The organism is Pontimicrobium sp. MEBiC01747 (genome assembly GCF_053601635.1).
In genome coordinates, this window is sequence record NZ_JBSHNS010000358.1 from 32529 (window position 1) to 54522 (window position 21994).

Sequence of the window (21994 nt, forward strand, 5' to 3'; positions counted from 1 at the left end):
CAACAAAATACAACTCTATAAATTAAAATTTATGCCATTAATAACACCATTAACTCCAGAGCATGATTTGGAGACTAAAAAACTAGCCGAGTTCTTTAATGAGACTTTAGGATTTTGCCCAAATTCTGTATTAACAATGCAACGCAGGCCAGCCATTAGTAAAGCTTTTATAAATTTAAACATGGCCGTAATGGCTAACGAAGGACGTGTAACATCTGCATTAAAAAGAATGATTGCATGGGTAAGTAGTAATGCCACTGGTTGTCGTTATTGTCAAGCACATGCTATTCGTGCAGCAGAACGTTATGGAGCAGAACAAGAACAATTAGATAATATTTGGGAATATAGAACACATCCAGCTTTTAGTGATGCTGAGCGTGCTGCGTTAGATTTTTCTTTAGCGGCTTCTCAAGTACCAAATGCAGTTGACGAGGATATAAAAACACGTTTACACGAACACTGGGATGAAGGAGAAATTGTTGAAATGTTAGGTGTTATTTCTTTGTTTGGATATTTAAACCGTTGGAATGACTCTATGGGAACAACGCTTGAAGGTGATGCTATAGAAAGCGGAAACCAATATTTAGGAAAACACGGTTTTGAGGTAGGAAAGCACGTGTAATTGAGTTTGCAGTTTTCTGTCTGTAGATAATAGACCGTTAATTGCAATAAAAAATAAATATAGAGAACCTTACTAGTAATAGTGAGGTTTTTTATTTATTAATAATATGGTGAACCTTTTGTTGTAAAATGGGAACTATCGATTCTTCAAACCAAGGGTTTTTTGCTCTCCAAAATCTATTGGTAGGAGATGGATGAGGTATTGGGAAATATTTTGGTAAATAACTTTTGTATTCACTTACCGTTTCAGTTAGTGTTTTTTTAGCCTGTTCTTTTAAATAATACTTTTGGGCATAAGCACCTATTAAAAGTACAAGTTTTACATTGGGCATATTTTTAAATAGAGTCTCATGCCATTGTGGGGCACATTCTTTTCTTGGGGGTAAATCTCCTGTTTTTGCTTTTCCAGGGTAACAAAATCCCATAGGTACAATAGCAAACTTAGTAGTGTCATAGAAATCTTCATTACTAACATTTAACCATTGCCTTAATTTTTTCCCGCTTTGATCATCCCACGGAATTCCAGAAGCATGAACTTTAGTGCCTGGAGCTTGCCCAATAATTACAATTTTTGAGTTGCTATGAGCAGTTACTACAGGACGAGGGCCTAAAGGGAGATGAAATTTGCAAATATCGCACTGGCTTATATTATGTAATACATTATCTAGTTGCATTAGTTGCTTAAAAGATTAATACAATCGTTCGTTTTTGTTTTTATAGTGTTTTTGGCATTTTCTATTGTTGTATTAATAAGAGAAACATTACTAACCATATCTTTAGTAGTTTCTATAGCTTTACTGTACCAATCTTTCCAGGCATTTAGTATTTCAATTTGTGTTTTTAAATGGTCTCCATTCTGTAACGCAATTTTACTTTGCTTTAATTCCTCGTTTAATCGTGCAATAGCTGCATGTTCTATACTTTTAATTATTTTTTTTGCGGTATGTTCATCGGCATTTAATAGCTCGTAAGCAGAAACAAGAGAAGCAATACCTACATTTTTAAGTGTGGTTTTAGATACTTTGTCTAAACGGTCATTATCGGTATGGTAAAATTGATCTGTAAAATGCCAAAATAAAACGCTAGGAATATCTGCGCTTAAAAATGGAACATGATCACTACCGCCTTCAAAAGGATTAGTGTTAACTTCCCAGTTCGCTCGTTTCCCTTGTGCTTTAAATTTATCAATTAAAAAGTCGTTTAAATAGTGTGGTTTCATTTGGCTTAAACTCATTTTCATGCCGCCCCATTCTGTGTGTTTATCATTACCTCGTGTCCAAATAGCACTTGGGTCGGGCATTTTTTCAATTAAAAAAGAACCACCTGTAATGGCTGTATTTTCTCCAACCATATCTAGACTAATCCCCCATTTAATATTTTTTGCTCTAGCTTTGTCTTCTTGAACATAGCGTCTGGTAGATATAATTTCATCTCCCCAAAGGAAGGTTAGCGTACGTTTAGGGGTAAACGTTTTATTCTTAACCAAATTAGCTGTAATAGCTGCCATTTCTAGAGCTACACCAACACCTGTTGCATTGTCATTAGCGCCTGGTTCTTGTACGTGTGCGCTAAATACTAAACGCTCTTCGGGTAATGTACTGCCTTTAATGTCGGCAACGATGGTTAGCTCTTCCGAGTTATAAATTTTAGTGTCTATTGTAACATTTAGGGTAACTTTGCCTTTACTCAGTTTATTTTTTAAACGTTCTTTTGCTTCATAAGACATGGCAATGGCCCAACCCTTTATGTCTTTATTTAAAGGGATAGAACGAAATTGTATAGAGGTTGTATTTTTTTCTGGTTGAAGGTATTTAGGATTGCTATACGATAAAACTCCAACAGCACCACCTTGTACAACTGCTGTTTTAAACACTCTTGAAGGACTGGTTTCTACAAAAACGATTTTTCCTTTTACATCTGTGTTTTTTAATTTTTTAAGATCCTTAATATGTATTACTTCAGCAGTAACTCCTTCTTTAGGTGTGCTATAAGAATTAATAGCTAGCATGTTTCTATTAGTAGCATGTTGTAATAGCGGAGAAGTTTCTCCTTCTATAGTAATTTTAGCATCTACAGGCTCCCAAGTAGGTTGTTTTAAATCTCTTTTTTCTATTCTGTAAGTTAAAATATCTTTAGCCGTTGCTTTTTCTTCTAATACATATCCAGCTTTTTCAAGTTGCTCTGCAATATTATAGATGCTTTTATTAAAACCAGTATTACCAACTATTCTCCAATATTGTTCCACAAAAGCAGTCGTGTTATATGCTATGTCTGCTGTAAAATTTTTATTAACAACATCATAATAATTTGATGTTGTAGAAGTCGTTTTTAATACCTTGTTATTAGGTTTTGTGGTACCACAAGCAATTAAAATAATTGCTGATATATATAGTAATAGGTGTTTTTTTAACATGATGTTTTTTTTGATTGATGATTGATAGTTCTATTTTTTTCCTCCTACAATAATTACAATTTCTCCTTTTGGAGGTTTATTTGTGTAATGCTCAAGCACTTCTTTAGCGGTTCCTCTTACAGTTTCTTCGTACAATTTAGTTAATTCTCTAGAAACAGAAACGGGTCTGTGTTCTCCAAAGTATTCGCAAAAATGACCTAAGGTTTTTACAAGCTTATGTGGCGACTCGTAAAAAATAATAGTTCTTGTTTCTTCTGCTAATAATAATAAACGCGTTTGCCTTCCTTTTTTAACAGGCAAGAAGCCTTCAAAAACAAATTTGTCGTTTGGTAATCCACTATTTACTAGAGCAGGAACAAAAGCAGTAGCCCCAGGTAAACAATCTACCTCAATACCATTCTCGATACAAGCCCTAGTTAATAAAAAACCAGGATCGGAAATTGCAGGTGTACCAGCATCACTTATTAAGGCTATAGTTTCTCCATTTTTAATACGCTGTACTACATTAGCGACAGTTTTATGCTCGTTATGCATGTGGTGACTTTGCATAGGTGTGGTAATTTCAAAATGCTTTAAAAGTTTACCAGATGTTCGGGTATCTTCTGCTAAAATTCCATCTACACTTTTTAAAACGGTAATGGCTCTTAAAGTAATATCTTCTAGGTTACCTATTGGTGTTGGTACTATATAGAGTTTGCTCATTAAATTAGGATATTATAAGTTCAAATTTAAGTTTTTTAATAACGATATAACGCAACCTTTTTATTTTTTCGCCATCTTATGTTTAAAACCAACTAATGCAAAAAATCGCTATAACCTTACTTATATTTTGTTTCTCTGTTTTTAATAGTGCAGCACAAACTACTGATTTAGCAACTACAGTTGTTGCAGAGACATTAACAGGAGCTCCTATTTCTCAGGTAAATATTTATGGCGAGTTTCAATACATAGTAACAATAATAAACTCTGGAAATGAAGTTAATAATGTTACCTTTTCGCAGACTTTAAGCCCTAGTATATTTTATCAAAATGCTACAAGCCAAAATCCAATAGGAGGAGCAACTAATGTAACTAATTTAAGTTTTGTAAATAATATGCTTACAGGAAATGTTGCTAATATGCCTGCTAATTCTAGTGTAGAGGTTCGTGTATTGGTAAATGCAACAATAGCACCTGGAGGTATTGCTACTACTGTAATAGTGTCTCCTCCAGAAGGAATAACAGATGTTAATTTGTCTAATAACACTTCTATAATTTCAATAGATGTTATAGATGTACCTTTAGATTTTACTGTAGAGTATTCTCAAGTCTCTCCAAGTGAGGGAACTGGTATTTCTAATTGGGGAGACGCAGTGATGTATAATTTTACAATTACTAATAATAGTAGCGTTACCTTTCCCTTAAGTGCATTTTATGGATTTATAGAACTAGAATCTAGTCTTGTTAATGGTAGACCAGTAGTAGAATTTGAATCGTTAACTTGCCTTGGAGGTACTAATGGTACAGATTGCCCTAGCTTAGGAAATATTCCTGCTAATACAGAAATCATATCGAGTACTCATGAAATGTTTGAGAATACGCAATCTATAGAATTTAGTGCGGGAGGAACATTAACGTTTCAAATTGTTTATAGATATGTAACGCCAATATGCGGACTAGAGGTTGGGCAGCTAGAAGTTAACAGTTTTATAGAGTTAGCATTTGGAGTTGATTTAACTGCAGAGTCTAATATGGTATTAACTCCTTTATTAGAAGGTGAGCTATGTCCGCTTACAGATATATGCATAGAAACCATACAAACAGACCCTGTTCCGAGTCAAATGGTAAATTGGAGTGAGGAAGTTACCTTTGTTACTACTGTATGTAATAATGGTCCAGAAGATGCAACCATTCGTTTTTTTCTTCAAAATTTAAACGTTTCATTAGAATGGAATATTATATCTATAACCTGCAATAGTACAACAGGTAATATTAGTTGTAACGATTTTACTATAACCGATGGCGGACAGTTTTGGGGAACAAATAATTTTTATATGCCTGCTAATACAACTATTGAGGTGACTACCGTAGTTGTTTTTCCAGACCCTGAGTTGTGTAAAATTCTAGAACAACAAAACTCTATTGCTAATATAAAAAGTGGTACAAATATTTTAACTCCAGCGTTAACAGATATCGATTTTACTAATAATGTAGATTACGACGCTGTTATTTTGCCTCCTTTTCCTGTTTGTGATCCCGAGGATATTACTAATATATCTATAACGAAAACACAAATAGGCCCAGCATTACCAGAAGGAGGAGCAGAAGATAATACTACAGATTGGGGGGAAATAACATATGAAATTGTGGTTACTAACTCAGGAAATGCAGATGTAGATATTACGTTGCAAGATTATATGCCAGAGAATTCAATAGGGATAATGCAAGGGACTCTCGTATCTGTAGATTGTATAGGTACAACAGGAACAGCTGTATGCCAAACCATTAATAATACTAATATAGGTGTGCCAATGGATGGTATTCCTGAAGATGGAGCAGAAGATGTATTTTGGGAAATTGTGTCAGACGATAATTGGACTTTACCAGCAATGAGCTCCATAACATTTCATGTGGTCGTTAATTGGGAGCCAGAGTGCTCCGAAGTACCAATAAAAGCAAAGAATGGAGTTAGGGTGGTAAGTTTATCTAATAACCCTGAGTTTAATGAAGATGATAATATTGCAATAGAAACGACTTACTTTGCTGATTGTATAGATTTATTAGTACAGACCTATCCTGAGACAACACAAGTGTCAGTTAATCAAAGTTTTAATTGGGTAATAGATATTACAAATAGTAATACAAGCTCTAGTGCAATTAACATTGATTTTGAAGATATTATAGGTAATCAGTTTGCAATTACTGGTCCGCCAATTTGTACTGTAATTTCGGGTAATGGAACTTGCCCTACACTTACTGTAAATGGGAATACAGTAACGGGAGAGATTCCTAATATGGATGGTAATACAACGATGCAAATAATAATACCAGTTACAGCACCTAGTTATGGAGGGGCTTTTACAAATATGGCAGAAGCTATACCTAATCCAGATGATAATGAAGAGCAAACGCCTGAAACCAATATTTCTATAAGTAGTGTACAAGTAATAGCACCAACCATTGTTAAAACCTTTACACCAACAGAAATTATACAAGGAAATATAAGTGTTTTAGAGTTTACTGTGACTAATTTACCAGGAAACCCTGCACAAACGGAAATTAACTTTACAGATAATTTACCTACAGGATTAGAATTAGCTGGGGAAATAATGTGGGTGCAGGATAATGGATGTTCAGCTACATTTATTGGACAATCTGGCGATATTGCTGTAGGTGTTTCTAATTTATCTTTCCCAGAAGGAGTAGCAAGTTGTATTTTTTCGGTTCCAGTAACTTCTAATATAGTTGGTAATTATGTAAATAATAGTACTAATTTTACAGATGTAAATAATCTAGATACAACTCAAGCCAATGCAACATTAGACGTTTTATTGGATACTTCGGATGTAGATATAGAAGTTTTAAAGGCAGTAAGCCCAGTAGAAGCATCTATTGGAGATGAGGTTGTTTTTACAATTACGGTAACAAATTTAGGGACAACAAGCGCTACAGATATTATGCTTTATGAGAGTTTGCCTGAAGGTTATAGCTATATCGAAACATATGTTAGTGAAGGAATTTACAGTACATCATCGTATTTTTGGGATATTGAAATGTTGGCAGCTGGACAATCAGAAACTTTAACGATTACAGCTTTAGTGGTTTCTGCAAATAATTTATTAAATACAGCAAGTTTAGAGAGTTTAAATGAAGTAGATAGAGACGACACTAATAATGAAGATTCTGCAGAGGTTATTGTAGACAACTGTTTACAAATACCTGAAGGGTTTTCTCCTAATGGCGATGGTTTAAATGATGTATTAATAGTGCCATGTATTGAAGACTACCCTGTAAATAATATAAAAATTTATAGTAGGTACGGTAACTTAGTTTTCGAGACCAATAATTATAAAAACAATTGGAATGGTATCCCTAACCGTGGATTACCAAAAACATCTAAAGTATTGCCAGAAGGAACCTATTATTATGTGCTATCAATCGACTCTATAAAGAATCCTTTTGTAAGTTGGATTTATTTAAATCGTTAATAATATATTTATCTAATTAAATTTAGCCTCTAAAATTTGCATGAAACGCTCCTCGTAATCCTCTTTGCCTTCCCAGTTATTATAATCGGGTTTAATTATAGTATTAATTAAGCTTGAAGCTTCATCGTAAGAACTTGATGTGTTTAATTGAGATAAAACGCGGTCATAATCTTCACTTTTACCTTCAAATAAGTGTTTTATAAAAGCTAACTTATCATTTAAACCAATAGATAAACCAGATTTAAGCTTATCATTAAGTGATTTTTTTTCTTCTTCAGCTTTTTTTACATCAGATAGTTTTTCAAAAACAGGAGTTTCTTTAAAATCTGCAGTAATATCTTCAAAATCATTTTTATGCAGTTCAACCTTAGGTGTAACAGCTTCAAATAACTCGTCTACTTTACTCGTTTCTTCGGGCATTTGTGCAACGATGTCTTTTATTTTCTCCATTACAGGTTCAGAAATCTCATCATTTTCATTATCATCTACATTTATATAAACCTTATTTTCTACTTCTATATTATCACTTACTTTATTATTAAAGGCAGTATCTAACATTCCAAAGAAAGAAGAATCATTACCAATAGTTGGTAAATCGTCATCAAAGTTCTCTTGAGCAAATTTTAAAACAGTAAGTTTTTCGTATAAAGCAGCAACTTCAGCGTGCATTTTATTGATGTCTTCTTTACCACGTAACTTTAGAATCTTGTGTGCAATACTCATTAATTCTGATTCTAACTTCTTCTTCATAAATTAAAATTTTATAATTTTTAAATTTAATGCAATTTAGCCTTTTGATTTTTAATAAATTTGAACCACCTTTATAAACCCTATAAAGAGATTTCATTATAGTGCTAAAATTACAAAATGTTTCTTGAAAATACAGTAAATCAAAAAGAACAATTTGGTTGGATCGAAGTTATTTGTGGATCAATGTTCTCTGGAAAAACCGAAGAATTAATTCGTAGGCTAAAACGTGCGCAGTTTGCAAAGCAAAGAGTAGAGATTTTTAAACCTGCAATAGATGTACGTTATGATGACGAAATGGTAGTGTCTCATGATGCCAACGAAATTAGGTCTACACCAGTACCAGCCGCCGCTAATATACCTATTTTGGCAGACGGTTGTGACGTGGTAGGAATAGATGAAGCTCAGTTTTTTGATGATGAGATTGTGCGCGTATGTAATGATCTGGCAAATAAAGGTGTTCGTGTTATTGTAGCTGGTTTAGATATGGATTTTAAAGGAAATCCATTTGGACCTATGCCAAATTTAATGGCCACAGCAGAATATGTAACTAAAGTACATGCGGTATGCACAAGAACAGGAAACTTAGCACAATTTAGTTACAGAAAAACAAATAGCGAAGATTTAGTATTGTTAGGGGAGACAGAGGAGTACGAACCTCTAAGCCGAGCAGCTTACTATAAGGCAACTTTACGTGAAAAAATAAAGAATATGAAAGTGAATAATGCAGAAGAACTAACAAAAAAAACGAAAGAAAAAGATGCCTAAAGCGCAAGAAACAATTCTAGAAATAGATTTAAAAGCGCTTAAACACAATTTTGAGTTTATTAAATCTAAACTTAAAAACAACACCAAATGTTTAGCAGTTGTTAAAGCATTTGCTTACGGTAGCGACGCTGTAGAAGTCGCTAAATATTTGGAAAGCTTAACTATAGACTATTTTGCTGTAGCTTATACAGATGAAGGTGTAGCGCTAAGAGATGCAGGAGTAACAACACCCATTTTAGTATTACACCCACAAGAACTTAATTTTAAAACTATTATAGAACGTAGTTTAGAACCAAGTTTATATTCTAACCGCATTTTAGATGCATTTATTAAAATAGCTAAGGCTAAAAAGCAAAAAGACTACCCTGTACACATAAAGTTTAATACAGGACTAAATCGATTAGGATTTGTAGAAAAAGAGATAGCAGCAGTTGTTTCAAAATTAAAGACTAATGATTCTATTAAGGTAAAGTCTTTGTTTTCGCATTTAGCAGCAAGCGAAGACGAAGATGAAGTAGACTTTACAACACAACAAATTAGAAGTTTTAAAACCATAGCAAATAGAATGATTGTAGAACTAGGCTATAAACCTATGTTACACCAATGTAATACTTCAGGAATTATTAATTATCCAGAAGCGCATTTAGATATGGTAAGAACAGGTATAGGCTTATACGGTTTTGGAAATAACACAGAAGTAAACCAACATTTAAAACCAATAGCAACACTAAAAACTATTATCTCTCAAATACATACCTTGAAGTCAGGAGAAAGTCTAGGCTATAATCGTGCTTTTAAAGCAACAGAAACCACTAAAACAGCAACATTACCAATTGGGCATGCCGATGGTATAAGTAGGCAATTAGGAAACGGAAAAGGATTTGTAATTATAAATAATCAAAAAGCAGCTATTTTAGGAAATGTCTGTATGGATATGATTATGGTAGATGTAACAAGTATTAATTGTAAAGAGGGAGATGAAGTTGTTATTTTCAATTCTAAACAGACAGCTGAAGCATTAGCAGAAAAAATGAATTCTATATCATACGAATTATTAACTGCGGTATCTCAGCGCGTAAAAAGAGTATTTTATCGATAATTTTAGCTTTATTCTTACATTAAATTTTATAGAATGTTAAAATTTTAAGTAAATTAGAATAATTTTATAATTAACTAACTTAAAAAATAATTAAAATTATGGGCATGCTAAAAGAGTTTAAAGAGTTTGCAATGAAAGGCAATCTTGTAGATATTGCTGTCGGTTTTGTAATGGGAGCAGCTTTTAAAGAAGTTGTATCTTCATTTACAGGAGGAATTGTATCTCCGTTAATTGGATTAATTTTCGATTCAGACTTCAAATCATTAAGGCATAAATTAAAAGACGGTACTTTAGACGACGCAGGGAACATGGTAGGAGAAGTCTACTTAGAATACGGAACATTTTTAACTAATGTTATAGACTTTATCATTGTTGCATTTGTAATGTTTATGGTTGTAAAAGGAGTTAATAAAATGAAAAAACCTGAGCCGCCAGCTGCACCAGCTGGACCATCAGATAACGATTTATTAAAAGAAATTAGAGATGCTTTAAAAAAGTAATCTAACATTTTAAAACGTTTAAAAATCGATTTTGTATTACACAAAATCGATTTTTTTATGCTTACTTTTTTATACTTTAATATTTACTAAAAAATAAAGAATTTTATAACATAAAGAAACATAAATAGTATAGTTTTGTGTTGGTTATATAATTAAAAAGAAAAATTAAAAAATGAAAGTAGCAGTAGTTGGTGTCACTGGTATGGTTGGAGAGGTGATGCGTACCGTTCTTGAAGAACGTAATTTTCCAATAACAGAATTTATTCCTGTAGCTTCAGAACGTTCTGTAGGTAAACAAATCTCATTTAAAAATAAAGAGTATACCGTAGTAAGCATGCAGGATGCAGTAAATAAACGCCCAGATATAGCGTTATTTTCTGCTGGAGGAAATACCTCTTTAGAGTGGGCTCCTAAATTTGCAGAAGTAGGTACAACGGTAATAGATAATTCATCGGCGTGGCGTATGGATCACAGTAAAAAATTAGTGGTTCCAGAAATTAACGCAAATGCACTATCTAAAGACGATAAAATTATAGCAAACCCTAATTGCTCTACCATACAAATGGTAATGGCGTTAGCACCGTTACATAAAAAATACAAAGCTAAGCGTATTGTAGTGTCAACCTACCAGTCTATTTCTGGAACAGGAGTAAAAGCAATGCAGCAATTAGAAAATGAATTAGCAGGAGTAAAAGGAGAAATGGCATACCCATACCCAATACATAAAAATGCAATACCACATTGCGATGTATTCGAAGAAAATGGTTATACCAAGGAAGAAATGAAGCTAGTTAGAGAAACACAAAAAATACTAGACGATAAAACCATTGCAGTAACAGCAACAGCAGTGCGTATTCCAACCTCTGGAGGACATAGTGAAGCTGTAAATGTAGAGTTCGAAAATGATTTCGATTTAAACGAAGTACGTCAATTACTAAACCAAACAGACGGTGTTGTTGTACAAGATAACGTAGACGTAAACACTTACCCAATGCCAATTTATGCCAATGGTAAAGATGAGGTTTTTGTAGGGCGTATTCGTAGAGATGGTTCTCAGCCAAATACACTTAATCTTTGGATTGTAAGCGATAATTTACGTAAAGGAGCAGCAACAAATACAGTACAAATAGCAGAATATTTAGTGGAAAATAAACTAGTTTAAACTAGACTAACATGTTAAAGGAAGAGCTTGTATATTTATATAAGCTCTTTTTTGTTTATTTTTATATGGTTTTACCCATAAAACAGTAAAACTATCTAATAGATAGATGAATATAAATTTCATAAAATTATAATCAATATGAAAAAAGTAGCACTTTGCTTATTAACCCTTTCAATAATAATGTCCTGTAAAGAAGAGGAGAAAGAAAGTATGAAAAGAAAAGAAATAACAGTAACCTATCCAGAAACAAAAAAAGTAGATACAGTAACTAATTATTTTGGAACAGAAGTAAAAGATCCTTACAGATGGCTTGAAGACGATAAAAGTAAAGAAACAGGAGATTGGGTAAAAGAACAAAATGTAACGACTTACGGGTATTTAGATAATATTCCATACCGTGATGAACTAAAAGAAAGACTCTCTAAAATATGGAATTACGAAAAAGTAGGAGCGCCGTTTAAAGAAGGAGATTATACCTATTTTTATAAAAATGATGGATTACAAAATCAATATGTAATATACCGTTATAAAACAGGGGACAACCCAGAAACAGCAACCGTGTTTTTAGACCCAAATACCTTTAAAAAAGACGGAACCATTTCGTTGGGAGGAACAAGTTTTTCTAAAGATGGGAAAACTTTAGCCTATAGTATTTCAGAAGGAGGAAGCGATTGGCGAAAGGTATTAATCATGGATGTAGAAACTAAAGAACTTATAGAGGACACAATAGTAGATGTAAAGTTTAGCGGTATGTCTTGGTATAAAAATGAAGGCTTTTATTATTCAAGCTACGATAAACCAAAAGGAAGCGAGTTATCTGCAAAAACAGATCAGCACAAAGTATACTATCATAAATTAGGAACATCGCAAAAAGACGATAAATTAATATATGGAGGGACAGAAGACGAAAAACATAGATATATTAATGGAGGAGTAACAGAAGATAACAGATATCTTATAATTACACCACGAGTATCTACATCTGGAAATAAATTATATATAAAAGATTTAACCAAACCAAATGCACCACTAGTGGAAATTATAGGTAATACTGATAGTGATACCTATGTTATAGAAAACGTGGGAAGTAAGTTATATTTAGTTACAAATTTAAATGCACCAAATAGAAAAGTTGTAACAGTAGATGCATCAAACCCAACGCCAGAGCACTGGGTAGACTTTATACCAGAAACAGAACAAGTACTGAGTCCATCAACAGGAGGAGGTTATTTTTTTGCTAATTACATGGTAGACGCTATTTCAAAAGTATTACAATACGATTATTCAGGTAAATTAATTAGAGAAGTAGAGTTACCTGGAGTTGGTAGTGCCGGAGGATTTGGAGCGAAAAAAGAAGCTAAAGAATTATATTATTCGTTTACAAATTATGTTACAGCAGGAAATATTTATAAGTACGATATTAAAAGCGGAACATCAGAATTATTTAGGAAATCTAAAATAGATTTTAATTCAGAAGATTACGAGAGTAAGCAAATATTTTACACCTCTAAAGATGGTACAAAAGTACCTATGATTATTACACATAAAAAAGGAATAAAATTAAACGGTAAAAACCCAACCATATTATATGGTTATGGCGGGTTTAATGTTAGCTTAACACCTTCATTTAGTATTGCAAATGCAGTTTGGATGGAGCAAGGTGGAATTTATGCAGTACCAAACTTACGTGGAGGTGGAGAATACGGAAAAGAATGGCACGATGCAGGAACGCAACTTAAAAAGCAAAATGTATTCGACGACTTTATAGCTGCTGCCGAATATTTAATTGAAAATAACTACACCTCTTCAGATTATCTAGCAATTCGTGGAGGCTCTAATGGTGGGCTTTTAGTAGGTGCAACCATGACGCAACGACCAGATTTAATGAAGGTAGCATTACCAGCTGTAGGTGTTTTAGATATGTTACGTTATCACACCTTTACAGCGGGTGCTGGTTGGGCTTACGATTATGGAACAGCAGAACAAAGTAAAGAGATGTTTGAGTATTTAAAAGGGTATTCGCCAGTACATAATGTAAAACCAGGAGTAGAGTACCCAGCAACAATGGTAACTACAGGAGATCATGACGATCGTGTAGTACCAGCACATAGTTTTAAATTTGCTGCCGAATTACAAGACAAGCAAACAGGAAACAACCCAACACTTATTCGTATAGAAACAGATGCAGGGCATGGTGCAGGAACACCTGTTAGTAAGACTATAGAGCAATACGCAGATATTTACGGATTTACATTATTTAATATGGGGTTCGATGTGCTACCAAGTAAAATGAAAGATGAGTTTAAAGACTAATATAAAGAACCTATAAAATGAAGAAAGTCACCTTACATAAGGTGGCTTTTTTTATGTTATTTTTGTACTTCAAACAAATACATGCTTCAAGTAAACAATATTAGCTTTAGTTACGATAAAATCAAGGTTTTAAATAACCTTTCCTTTCAAGTTGAAGCAGGAGAATACTTAGCTGTTATTGGCGAAAGTGGCTCAGGTAAGAGTACACTTTTAAATATATTATATGGCGAGTACGACTTAGATGAAGGGCAATTATTTTGGAAAGCAGAAGAAATACTAGGACCAAAATTTAATCTGGTAGTGGGTTACGATTTTATGAAATACGTCACCCAAGAATTCGACTTAATGCCTTTTATTTCAGTAGAAGAAAATATAGGCAAATACATGTCTAATTTTTTTCCTGAAGAAAAACAACAACGTGTTGCAGAATTAATAAAAGTTGTAGAACTTGAAGCTTTCGCAAAAACCAAAGTAAAACTATTAAGTGGTGGGCAAAAACAGCGTGTAGCATTAGCACGAGCATTAGCAAAACAACCCGAGATTATATTGTTAGATGAGCCGTTTAGCCATATAGATAATTTTAAAAAACAATCCTTACGGCGTAATATATTTAGTTATTTAAAAACTAAAAATATAGCCTGTATTGTAGCTACACACGACAAAGAAGATGTGTTAGGGTATGCCGATACACTTATCGTTTTAGACGATAATAAAATAGTAGCAAAAGATACTCCTAAAGCGTTGTATAAAAACCCAAAATTACCTCTAGTAGCTTCTTTTTTCGAAGAGTTTAACATTATAAACGACCAGATTGTTTATGCTAACCAACTACAAGTTGTAGAATATTCAGATTTAAAAGTAACAGTGAAGCAATCGTATTTTAAAGGACATTATTATTTAATTGAAAGTGTTTTTAAAACTAAAACTATCTTTTTTGAAAGCACATTGAAAATTGAAAATAATACCGAGGTATTTTTAGAGCGAAAAGTAAGTAAAAGTTAGAATTTGTTTAATAACCAAAAATAATCAGATTAATTATGGCTAAAAAATATACAGCTAGTGATATACAAGCACTTTCTGCTGGAGAGCATATAAGAATGAGACCAAAAATGTACTTCGAAAAGTGTTTTGAGGAAAATTCTCTTAATGCATTATCTTTTGAGGTTCTATGCCATGCTTTTGATGAATATTTTGATGGAAAATGTAATGATATTAAAATAACATTTTGGAGTCACGCGTTTAAAGTAAGATATAATGTTGGAGTACCTTTAAGAACGATAAAATATGAAAATTATACGTATGCAGAAATGATTATGACTAGAATTGCAGCTTGCTCTAATTTAAAAAAGCATCTAGCAGTTGGACGAGAATTCTGTAACTTAGGAATGGCAACCATTAACTTTGCAGCAGAAAGTTGTGGGCTTACAACAGTATGGGAAAACCAAAAAGGGACATTTTTATTCGAAAACGGAGAAACGAAAACAAGTGTAATTGAACCTTTTGAAAATAACGATTCATGGACTGAAATAACAGTAAAACCCAACCTTGCGCTTTTCGAAAACCTGAGTTTTACTTCTAAAGGAATGCAAGATAGAACTAAAATAATCACTGAAAAATTAGTAGATTTAAATATAATAATTGAAGACAAGATTGAATAAACTACTGACCAATACCTACAAATATATAACTATGACAGAAGAATTTTTCAACTTTATATCAGAAACCACAAAGGAGAATTTTGTTAACGCTCAAAACGCTGTAAAATTACATCCAGCATACAATCCGTATTCTGAAGATTTAAGTATAATGGAAGATTTGTTAGATGAGAAAAAGTTTCAAGAAGCAGCAGATTATAGTTCTATTAATGTTCTTTTATCTCCAAGGGCACACTTATATAAAAACTATGCTCTTGGGCAATTAAATAATGTAAAGGATGCTGAATCTGAATTATTTTTTGCTCAAAAAATTATGGAAGGCATTGAAACAACTGGAGATGGATCGGAAGAATATCCATATATAGTAACACGAGTTTCGGATGAAAGAGACTTGTTGAATTATCTTCAAGAGAAATTTATAAGTCAAAGACTTGTAAATAAAAACAATCAATATTTCGATTTAATTAATTGTGAATCGGGTACAGAACTATATTTTGATATAACGGAACCATATTTGAAAATGCAACAATTAATGAATGATGGAGAGATAAAGACACCATTTAATATTAAACAAGAAAGTAATAAGAATACTGTTAGTAAGCCTAAAAAATGGTGGAAGTTTTGGGGCTAAAGACCTATTGTCCCTATTATTTTATATCTTTACCACAGTTCATTGAAACACTTTTGAAAAATTTTGAAGGCTATGTAAGTTAATAATGACTTACATAATGTTTAAAATTAAAAATTATGAATTGGAAAATTCAAAAACTACAAAATGGGGAAACCATTATTTCAAAAGAACCCGGTAATTCTATGTTACCAATACTAAAATCCAAACAACCAGTAAAGCTTAAGCCCATTGCATGGGAAGATTGCAACACAGGAGATATTGTGTATTGTAAAGTAAGAGGTAATTGTTTTACACACCTTGTAAAAGGTAAAAACAATAAACGCGGATTATTAATAGGTAATAATCGCGGTAGAATTAACGGATGGACAAAACATGTTTATGGAATAGTAATAGAGATATTACCAATGTCATAGACATTACCTTACAAATAAAAACTTCAGGATTATAAATTATAATGAAAAACCAAATTAGAACATACTTCAATCGTTATGTTGCTTTTAGTGATGCCGAAATTGATTTATTTTACTCTAAATTATTGGTAAAAACGATTAATAAAAAGGACTATCTTTTAAAAGAGCAGACCATTTGTAAATACAATTATTTTATAATAAAGGGAGTTGTTCGTTCATTTTATATTGATGTAAAAGGAAACGAAAAAATTACACAGTTTGCTATAGATAATTGGTGGGTAACCAATATGGAAAGTTTTATTAAACAAACACCTTCTACACAATATATTCAAGCATTAGAAGAAACAACAGTACTATATTTATCTAAAGATACATTAGAACAGTTGTATAAAGAGCTTCCAAAACTAGAGCGATTATTTAGAATTATTACTGAGAATATGTTAATTGCTAATATTCGAAAAAAAGATATATTTCTTCAAATGAAAAGCAAAGAACGATATACAGATTTTGTAAAAAAATTACCTAATTTTATTCAAAGAGTACCCCAATACATGATTGCTTCTTATTTAGAAATTACTCCAGAATATTTAAGCGAATTAAGGCGACAATCAAAATAATACGTTTCTTAAGATATCTTAAGTTATAACTAACTAAAGCGTTTTAGATTTGTTTCATAATTATAAAATAAAAATTATGGAACGCATTACATACCAAGATATTCCTAAAGGAATGTTTGAAAGTTTAAGAGCTATTGAAGATTTAATAGTCAATTCTTCTTTAGATAGTAATTTACTAGAATTAATTAAATTAAGAACAGCTCAAAAAAACAGCTGTGCCTTTTGTGTAGATATGCATTATAAGGAATTAAAACATTTAGGAGAATCAGAATTACGTTTGTCCTCACTATGTGTTTGGGAAGACACGCCGTATTTTTCGGAAAAAGAAAGAACAGTACTTTATTTTACCGAAGCATTAACAATGTTAAGTAACAAACCAATTTCTGATGAAGTATATAATCCATTATTATCTTTTTTTTCAAAAGAAGAGATTTGTTTTTTAGCATTAACAATTTCACAAAGTAATACCTGGAATCGATTAATGAAAACTTTTAGATTTATACCAGGACACCATAAGGTAGAAGGCTAGATGTTTTATTATTAGGTGTTTTTATGCTGTTTTTGCTATGCCTTATTAAATGTGAAAATTTTCATAACATAAGCTAACTGTTTTGAAATGAGCACCTTTTTTAACTAAGTTTGTTTATGCCTATAACAATAAAACTAAAACCGATAGCTATGAAACACCTAATACTTTTATTTACGTTACTTATATCTACATTGAGTTTTGGGCAGCAAGAAAAATCAAGAACTATAAAAACAGTTACATTTTCAGGAAGTGGTTATGCGCTAGGAGTTCAACATGGTAAAACATTGAAGAAAGAAATAGGAGAAGTTGTTAAAGCTTGGAAAGAAAATACAACAGCGCAGTTAGGAAAAGATGCCAATGTAGTATTAAAGGAGTTTTTTGAATATGCTAAATTTGATGAAGCGATTAAGAAATGGACCCCAGAATTATATGAGGAAATAGAAGGCATAGCAGAAGGGTCTGGCCAGAAATTAAACGATATTTTGGTGTTAAATCTTCTCGATGAGTTTTGGGTTTATATTGTCGATTTACAAATTAATCATCATTGTAGTGGCCTTGGAGTCCCTGCTAGAAATGGAAATCCGGGTTATATCTCACAAAATATGGATCTTGAAAATTATACCGATGGATTTCAGGTGCTTATGCGTTTAGAGAAAACTAAAGCACGTCCAGAACAATTAATACTAACGCACCCTGGATTAATAGCTTTAAATGGAATGAATGAAGAAGGAATAGGTGTATGTGTTAATACAATCATGCAGTTAAAAGCATCTTCAAAAGGCTTGCCAGTTGCTTTTGTAATTAGGCGTATTATTAATTCTACAGAAAAAGAAGAATTACTATCTTTTATTCAAACCATAGACCATGCCTCTGGGCAAAATTATATTATAGGAATTAGAGGAGAAGTCTTCGATTTTGAAGCATCTGCAAATAAAGTTGTTCAATTTAAGCCAGAAAATAAAAACGGAACAGTTTATCATACAAATCACCCAATCGCTAACGATGACATTAAAAAAGGATTTGAAAAATTTAATCCTAATTTAAAAGAAGCACAAAAGCCAGTAAACTCAAATAGCTACCTACGTTTAAAAGCCGTAGAAAAAAGAATGACTTCTAATATAGATATTAATGAAGGAATGATGAAAAACGCTCTACGCTCTAAAGACAACAAGTACAATCCCGTATGCAGAGCAAATAATAAAGACGGACAAGGGTTTACATTTGCCTCTATTATTATGACGTTTTCAGAACAGCCAAACATTCAAATTCTTGCTGGTCCACCAGATGAATCTGAGTATAAAAAAATCTATTTTAATACACACTAATTATAACTAGTAGTGTTGTTTTCAATCACTCTTTTTAATGCCTCAATATTTTTAGTTTCCTGAGCTGTAAAAGAACCAGTAATCATTTCCATAATAGCAAACAAGGAGCGAGATACTATGTTTTTTCCAATAACTTTAGAGTCTGTTGTAATCGTTGTTTTACCATTGTTTTCTTTAAAAGTAATGATTTGTTCAAAGTCCATGACATCACTATCAAAACTCATTTTTACGTGATCAAATTCTTTTATAGAAGTCACTGTTTCTATCATTTCAAAATCTTGTTGGCCTTCTCCAGGATTAACAACAACTTTGTATGTACTACCAACAGCACCTTTTTGCCCGCTTAATAATTCCATACTTTTATAACCCTCTAGCCAAAGCTTATATTTAGACTCATCTTGTGTAACTGCCCATGCCTCTTCAATAGGCTTGTCTACTGTAATTTCATGACCGTAACCAACAGAAGGACTCATTAAACCTGTTGCAAAAAATAGAATGACTAGAACAATAACAACATAAAGACTGTATTTTAGAATTTTCATTTGTATATAGTATTAGTTAGTGAATTCAATAAAAATAAGATAAATAAATTTTATTCTTTCAGTTTTTTAGAGAATTAAATCTTTAAAAACTAATATGTTATAATGAAAAATAATCTAAAAAATTTCCTTTTCAGCATACTCCAAACCATTAGGCAATACAATAGATGAAAATTCTAAATGTAAAACACGGCGTCTTTTTTGTGATTTTGATTTAGAAGAGGCGTGTAATAATAACGGTTTTAAAACCTGTACGCCACCAGAATTAACCTCGCAAATAAAAGGAATAGAATGTTCCGAAATTAGTTTTATTTCCTCATCGTTTAAACGCTTTTTATGCGATCCACTAATAACCTTTAAAGCACCATTACTTGCTGTAGTATCATCTAAATGAATACGAATAGAAAATGTGTTTTTAGTAATGTTCTCTGGAGGCCTTACCCCAATAATACCATCTTTAGTCGTCCAAGATTTAAAACCATCTGTTTCTACTCTATTCGTAACATTAATAGGGATATCTTGATGCCAAGTTACATACCAATTATCTTCAGGTTGCTTATCAAAATAAATGGCTTTCGTTAAAAACGCATGTTTATCTATAGCTTTAACCAATTTCTTTAAATTTCTATTAAACAAAATGTCTTTTAATTCTGGTATTTTCTGTAAAACAGCACGCATACCAAAACGCTTTTCGTTGTTTTGTTTTATGTAAGCATCTAATCTCGCTTTTAGTTTTTTAATATCTCGTTTGGTATATAAATGATTTAAAATAGTAAATCCTTTATATTCTAATTGCTTTTCTATAGCCTTTAATCCTCTTTCGGTAATCTCCGTTTCGTAAGTGTCAATAGCGTGGTATAAACGATCTTTTATATTACGTTTTAAACGCTCTGGAGCAATGACTTTAATATGTTCCCCAAGACTAAGCATCTCTTTTTCTAATTCAAAATTATGTTGCACATCTAAAGCAAAAGTAACGCCGTAATTATCTCTATCTATAACGCGTTGCGAATAATGAAACGGCTTCGTTTCTACATAAGGCGCATGCTTATGTATAACATAAAATATAACCTGTTCTGTTTGTAATTTAGGGCTTACCGAAACACCAATAACATCTTTGTAATACGTTTCGGAGTCGAATGAGGCATCAAAAACATACGATTTTTCACTTTTTTTAATGCTAATAATACGATCTAGAGCTAAATTTAAAATGCCTTCAGCTTTTGTTTTTTTACCAATAATAAACCATCGGTTTCTAAACTCTTTTAATAAATACGGATGGAATGTAAATGTGTTTTCAGAACGTGCTTTAAACGAACGATACGTTAATTCTATAGCTTGCTTTTTTAGAATAAATTGATACAATTCATCCAGAAAATCAAGACCCTTTAAATTGTCATTCTTTTCGAAAGCAATTAATGATTTCTCATGAGTTTTCTGCGTGTAAACATGGTCTTCAAGCTTTTGTACCATACTACCCAACGCTGCAAAATGCGAAAACCCTTGAAACTGCTTTAAAAAAGAAACGGCTTCCGATAGTTTTGCCAAATCCTGATTAGAAATAGGGCTATTTGTAATGCTATAATCGGCATCTTCATACTTATAAAACTTTCTATTATAAACCACTATAGGTGCATTATAACCTAACTTATCGCTACGCATCATTTGTATATCCAGTTGCACCGTGCGTTTACTAACATCTACGTCTTTACCTTCGTACTCGTAAAGCGCATCCGAGCAAGCCTCAATTAAATCATCAAGCGTCCATTGGCGAAAATTATTCTGTAAACATTTATCTATGGTTTTATAACGAATTAATGCATTTTTATTTACTGCCATTTTTCAGGGGTTTTAATTGATGAAATAAAAGTAAAAAAATACTGCGCAATATTTTTACGTAGATAATAAAAATATATAAATTGAACAATTCCTTGCCTATTTCAAAAAAATATAATACTTCGTATTATGGAGCTAAATTTTAAGTATTTGAAAAAATAAATTTTGAAAATTGAAAAATAAATGTCAATATTTGCAACTCAATTAGTCAAATAAAAATGAAAACAATTAGGATAAATAGAAACATCATCGCTTGCAATGGCGCTATCAGAACTGTGTATTTTGGTAGAGTAGAAAATGTGTCCTAAACTGAAAAACTTTAATATATAATTTTAAGGCTTTCTTTTTTAGGAAGCCTTTTTTTATTCTACCTATTTGAAAAAAAGAATAGATTAAAAAACAAACAAATTACAATGAAGCTTACTTTAAAATTAATATCAATAATCAAGTTCCCTAAACAGCGGAAGAGGTAAGCTATTAATAATACTTTAATAAGAGCCTCTCATTTCGGGAGGCTTTTTTTATGGAGTAAACTAAAAAATTATATATAATGAAACGAGATAAACAACTTAGAAATATAGGAATAATAGCCCATGTAGATGCAGGAAAAACGACAACAACAGAGCGAATACTCTATTACAC

21 protein-coding genes are annotated in these 21994 nt (G+C 32.1%); 15 read left to right on the forward strand and 6 right to left on the reverse strand.

Annotated elements, in window-relative coordinates:
* Positions 1-31 precede the first annotated feature (31 nt).
* The gene (locus tag ACVC2P_RS11675; RefSeq protein ID WP_452598647.1) at positions 32-622 is read left to right on the forward strand and encodes a carboxymuconolactone decarboxylase family protein; all 591 of its coding nucleotides are present in this window, start codon (positions 32-34) and stop codon (positions 620-622) included.
* Between the two features lie 91 nt (positions 623-713).
* Here ACVC2P_RS11675 and ACVC2P_RS11680 read toward each other — a convergent pair whose 3' ends face one another.
* From ACVC2P_RS11680 to rsmI, 3 genes are read right to left on the reverse strand one after another with little or no spacing between them, the layout of a single operon-like run.
* On the reverse strand, positions 714-1295 hold the full coding sequence (locus ACVC2P_RS11680; RefSeq protein WP_452598648.1) for a uracil-DNA glycosylase family protein: 582 nt from the start codon (positions 1293-1295) through the stop codon (positions 714-716).
* Positions 1295-3034, reverse strand: coding sequence for a M28 family metallopeptidase (locus ACVC2P_RS11685; protein WP_452598649.1), 1740 nt, complete (start codon positions 3032-3034; stop codon positions 1295-1297). The genes ACVC2P_RS11680 and ACVC2P_RS11685 overlap by 1 nt, the downstream gene beginning before the upstream one ends.
* 30 nt (positions 3035-3064) lie before the next feature.
* Positions 3065-3736, reverse strand: coding sequence for a 16S rRNA (cytidine(1402)-2'-O)-methyltransferase (gene rsmI / locus ACVC2P_RS11690; protein WP_452598650.1), 672 nt, complete (start codon positions 3734-3736; stop codon positions 3065-3067).
* A 95-nt stretch (positions 3737-3831) separates the two neighbouring features.
* On the opposite strand from rsmI, the gene ACVC2P_RS11695 reads away from it, so the two are divergent.
* Positions 3832-7221: a DUF7933 domain-containing protein gene (locus tag ACVC2P_RS11695; protein WP_452598651.1), complete on the forward strand. Its 3390-nt coding sequence runs from the start codon at positions 3832-3834 to the stop codon at positions 7219-7221.
* Between the two features lie 12 nt (positions 7222-7233).
* On the opposite strand, the gene ACVC2P_RS11700 is transcribed toward ACVC2P_RS11695, so the two are convergent.
* Positions 7234-7971, reverse strand: a complete 738-nt coding sequence (locus ACVC2P_RS11700) for a hypothetical protein (RefSeq protein ID WP_452598652.1) — start codon at positions 7969-7971, stop codon at positions 7234-7236.
* A 117-nt stretch (positions 7972-8088) separates the two neighbouring features.
* Between ACVC2P_RS11700 and ACVC2P_RS11705 the strand changes: the two genes are divergently transcribed.
* From ACVC2P_RS11705 to ACVC2P_RS11760, 12 genes are all read left to right on the forward strand, one after another.
* Positions 8089-8736 (forward strand): thymidine kinase, encoded by a 648-nt coding sequence (locus tag ACVC2P_RS11705; RefSeq protein ID WP_452598653.1) that lies wholly within the window; start codon positions 8089-8091, stop codon positions 8734-8736.
* On the forward strand, positions 8729-9835 hold the full coding sequence (alr, locus tag ACVC2P_RS11710) for an alanine racemase (protein ID WP_452598654.1): 1107 nt from the start codon (positions 8729-8731) through the stop codon (positions 9833-9835). Before ACVC2P_RS11705 ends, alr begins: the two co-directional genes overlap by 8 nt.
* Before the next feature lie 98 nt (positions 9836-9933).
* On the forward strand, positions 9934-10335 hold the full coding sequence (mscL, locus tag ACVC2P_RS11715; RefSeq protein WP_452598655.1) for a large conductance mechanosensitive channel protein MscL: 402 nt from the start codon (positions 9934-9936) through the stop codon (positions 10333-10335).
* Between the two features lie 172 nt (positions 10336-10507).
* Complete coding sequence (locus tag ACVC2P_RS11720) at positions 10508-11497, forward strand: aspartate-semialdehyde dehydrogenase (protein ID WP_452598656.1); 990 nt, start codon at positions 10508-10510, stop codon at positions 11495-11497.
* A 138-nt stretch (positions 11498-11635) separates the two neighbouring features.
* Positions 11636-13810 (forward strand): prolyl oligopeptidase family serine peptidase, encoded by a 2175-nt coding sequence (locus ACVC2P_RS11725; RefSeq protein WP_452598657.1) that lies wholly within the window; start codon positions 11636-11638, stop codon positions 13808-13810.
* Between the two features lie 81 nt (positions 13811-13891).
* On the forward strand, positions 13892-14812 hold the full coding sequence (locus ACVC2P_RS11730) for an ABC transporter ATP-binding protein (RefSeq protein ID WP_452598658.1): 921 nt from the start codon (positions 13892-13894) through the stop codon (positions 14810-14812).
* A gap of 35 nt (positions 14813-14847) precedes the next feature.
* The gene (locus ACVC2P_RS11735) at positions 14848-15468 is read left to right on the forward strand and encodes a hypothetical protein (protein WP_452598659.1); all 621 of its coding nucleotides are present in this window, start codon (positions 14848-14850) and stop codon (positions 15466-15468) included.
* Between the two features lie 31 nt (positions 15469-15499).
* Positions 15500-16096, forward strand: a complete 597-nt coding sequence (locus tag ACVC2P_RS11740) for a DUF4919 domain-containing protein (protein WP_452598660.1) — start codon at positions 15500-15502, stop codon at positions 16094-16096.
* Positions 16097-16212: 116 nt separating this feature from the next.
* The gene (locus tag ACVC2P_RS11745; protein WP_452598661.1) at positions 16213-16509 is read left to right on the forward strand and encodes a hypothetical protein; all 297 of its coding nucleotides are present in this window, start codon (positions 16213-16215) and stop codon (positions 16507-16509) included.
* 41 nt (positions 16510-16550) lie between these two features.
* Positions 16551-17123 carry a Crp/Fnr family transcriptional regulator gene (locus tag ACVC2P_RS11750; RefSeq protein ID WP_452598662.1) on the forward strand — a complete coding sequence of 191 codons (573 nt, stop codon included), beginning with the start codon at positions 16551-16553 and terminating at the stop codon, positions 17121-17123.
* A gap of 76 nt (positions 17124-17199) precedes the next feature.
* Complete coding sequence (locus tag ACVC2P_RS11755; RefSeq protein ID WP_452598663.1) at positions 17200-17652, forward strand: carboxymuconolactone decarboxylase family protein; 453 nt, start codon at positions 17200-17202, stop codon at positions 17650-17652.
* A 149-nt stretch (positions 17653-17801) separates the two neighbouring features.
* A complete protein-coding gene (locus ACVC2P_RS11760) occupies positions 17802-18977 on the forward strand; it encodes a C45 family autoproteolytic acyltransferase/hydolase (RefSeq protein WP_452598664.1) in 1176 nt (391 codons plus the stop codon).
* On the opposite strand, the gene ACVC2P_RS11765 is transcribed toward ACVC2P_RS11760, so the two are convergent.
* Both ACVC2P_RS11765 and ACVC2P_RS11770 read right to left on the reverse strand, forming a co-directional pair.
* Entirely contained in the window at positions 18974-19519 is a 546-nt protein-coding gene (locus ACVC2P_RS11765; protein ID WP_452598665.1) for an SRPBCC family protein, read from the reverse strand. The two genes, ACVC2P_RS11760 and ACVC2P_RS11765, sit on opposite strands and share 4 nt — an antisense overlap.
* A gap of 114 nt (positions 19520-19633) precedes the next feature.
* Complete coding sequence (locus ACVC2P_RS11770) at positions 19634-21355, reverse strand: phytanoyl-CoA dioxygenase family protein (protein ID WP_452598666.1); 1722 nt, start codon at positions 21353-21355, stop codon at positions 19634-19636.
* A gap of 547 nt (positions 21356-21902) precedes the next feature.
* On the opposite strand from ACVC2P_RS11770, the gene ACVC2P_RS11775 reads away from it, so the two are divergent.
* The coding region (locus tag ACVC2P_RS11775; RefSeq protein WP_452598668.1) for a GTP-binding protein at positions 21903-21994 on the forward strand (92 nt) is incomplete at its 3' end.